The 1,815-nt window shown below is 63.9% G+C and carries 4 protein-coding genes; 2 read left to right on the top strand and 2 right to left on the bottom strand.

The features are described 5' to 3' along the window. The first annotated feature begins 96 nt into the window (after positions 1 to 96). Positions 97 to 354: a preprotein translocase subunit SecG gene (gene secG / locus DBR22_RS20000; protein WP_108600440.1), complete on the top strand. Its 258-nt coding sequence runs from the start codon at positions 97 to 99 to the stop codon at positions 352 to 354. Positions 355 to 494: 140 nt separating this feature from the next. Further along, entirely contained in the window at positions 495 to 890 is a 396-nt protein-coding gene (locus tag DBR22_RS19995; protein ID WP_108600439.1) for an RNA polymerase-binding protein RbpA, read from the top strand. Here the strand turns inward: DBR22_RS19995 and pgl are convergent. Both pgl and DBR22_RS19985 read right to left on the bottom strand, forming a co-directional pair. Continuing rightward, entirely contained in the window at positions 843 to 1,613 is a 771-nt protein-coding gene (gene pgl / locus DBR22_RS19990; RefSeq protein ID WP_375134997.1) for a 6-phosphogluconolactonase, read from the bottom strand. The two genes, DBR22_RS19995 and pgl, sit on opposite strands and share 48 nt — an antisense overlap. A gap of 37 nt (positions 1,614 to 1,650) precedes the next feature. After that, positions 1,651 to 1,815, bottom strand: a 165-nt coding sequence (locus tag DBR22_RS19985; protein WP_181365263.1) for an OpcA/G6PD domain-containing protein, incomplete at its 5' end; no start/stop codon positions are given.

The following is a 1,815-nucleotide window of genomic DNA, read 5'->3' as shown; positions in this document are numbered from 1 at the left end:
GTTTGCTAATATTGTCAGGTTCGAGAGTCACCTGTTGACGGACTAGTCCGTCACGGCCTCCGGCTCCCGCACTTCCAAACTTTCTGAAAGGCCGTCGTGGACGTTCTTCAAGTCATCCTGCAGATTCTCCTGGGCATCACCAGCCTTCTGCTGACCCTCCTCATCCTGCTCCACAAAGGACGGGGCGGCGGGCTGTCGGACATGTTCGGCGGCGGCATGAGTTCCGGGCTGAGCTCCTCCGGCGTAGCCGAACGGAACCTGAACAGGTTTACCGTCGTCCTGGGTGTCACCTGGGGCGTCGTCATCATCGGTCTGGGCCTGATCATGCGGTTCAGCGGCGCAGGGGACTCCTGACCCTTTAACTTAATCGCTGTCCGGCACTGCCGTGACCGGGAACTGCGAACTAAACTGTGGCTGTTGGCTCCCAACAGCCACAGTGTCGTTTAACCACAATGACGTGTAAGCAGCAATGTGCGAAGCAGCCAGGAGTCCCGATGGTACACAGTGCATCAGCGTTCCGTGGCACCCGGGTGGGTGTTACGGAAGGAGCAGGTCCGAAGAATCAGTCCGAAGCCGCCGCCGGGCAGAGAGTGCCGCGCATTCGTGTCTCCTTCTGGTGCGCCAAAGGGCACGAGACCCAGCTTGTGTTCCTCCGGTTGCCGGACGAGCAGATCCCGGCCGTCTGGGACTGCCGCCGGTGCGGGGCTCCGGCGGCCCGGGACGGCAAGGAAGCTGCCGGGCTCGAACCCCTGGAGGAAGGCTTCAAGAGCCACCTGGAATACGTTAAAGAGCGGCGCTCCGACCAGGACGCCGAAGCGGTACTGGCCGGAGCGCTGGAGAAGCTACGCGCCGGCGGCGTCCTTCCGGACGAGCTGCCGGGGAACCCGTGACGCAGCGTTTTCGTCGATAAGCCACAGTGTGCGGGACGTCCCCCGCGGACCGGCGGCAGGCACCTGCACAGGGTTGGCTCCGGCCAGCGCGAGACCCACCGCGCCGGCTTTGTCTTCGCCGGCCACCACCATCCAGACTTCCGCGGCAGTGTTGATTGCGGGGAGAGTCAGGGAGATGCGGAGCGGCGGCGGCTTGGGGGAGTTGTGGACCCCCACCACCATCCGGTCTTTTTCCCGGATCCCGGCCTGCTCCGGAAAGAGGGACGCAACGTGGGCGTCCGGTCCAACGCCAAGCAGCACCACATCCAGGCGGGGAAGTACCCCCGGGTCATCGGGCCTGTCATCTGACATATCGGCTGCGTGTTCGGCCCGGGCTGCATCCTGGAGCCTGCGCGCGTAGTCCTCCGCGGCCTCTTCCGGGCTTCCGAAGTCATCCGAGGATCCGGGCTGGTTCACCCTGGCAGCATCAACCGGGATGTGCGAAAGCAAGGCGTCGAATGCCTGCCGGGTGTTCCTCTCGGGATCCTCGGCTGCAACAAACCGCTCGTCACCCCACCAGAAATTCACCTTGGACCAGTCCACCGCCTGTGCGGCGGGCGAGTCGGCAACAGCCTTCAGGGTGCCGATGCCCACACTGCCGCCTGTCAGCACCACCGTGGCCTCGCCGTGCTTGTCCTGCACATCCACCAATTTGGTGATCAGGCGGGCCGCTATGGCAGCCATAAGTACGGAGGAATCAGGATGGATGCTTACTCTTGGCTCAACGCTCACTGGGTCGGACGCTCCTTAGATTGGTACGTGGCAGTCCAATAGTAATCACTTCACCGAAGACCTCGTCGGGGTCAAGGCGGCGGAGCTCTTCGGCGAGGCAGTCTTTGAGGCTGCGGCGGGGCAGCGAGATGCGTTGGGCCGGCTGCCCCGGTTG

Source organism: Arthrobacter sp. HMWF013 (genome assembly GCF_003061105.1).
Taxonomy (GTDB): Bacteria; Actinomycetota; Actinomycetes; order Actinomycetales; family Micrococcaceae; genus Arthrobacter.
Note: the sequence above shows the minus strand (reverse complement) of the source record. Positions and strands in the feature narration are given on the sequence as shown.

Coding starts and splice junctions, on each gene's coding strand:
- DBR22_RS19995 (WP_108600439.1), top strand. CDS start 495: ATGGTACACAGTGCATCAGCGTTCCGTGGCACCCGGGTGGGTGTTACG.
- pgl (WP_375134997.1), bottom strand. CDS start 1,613: ATGGCTGCCATAGCGGCCCGCCTGATCACCAAATTGGTGGATGTGCAG.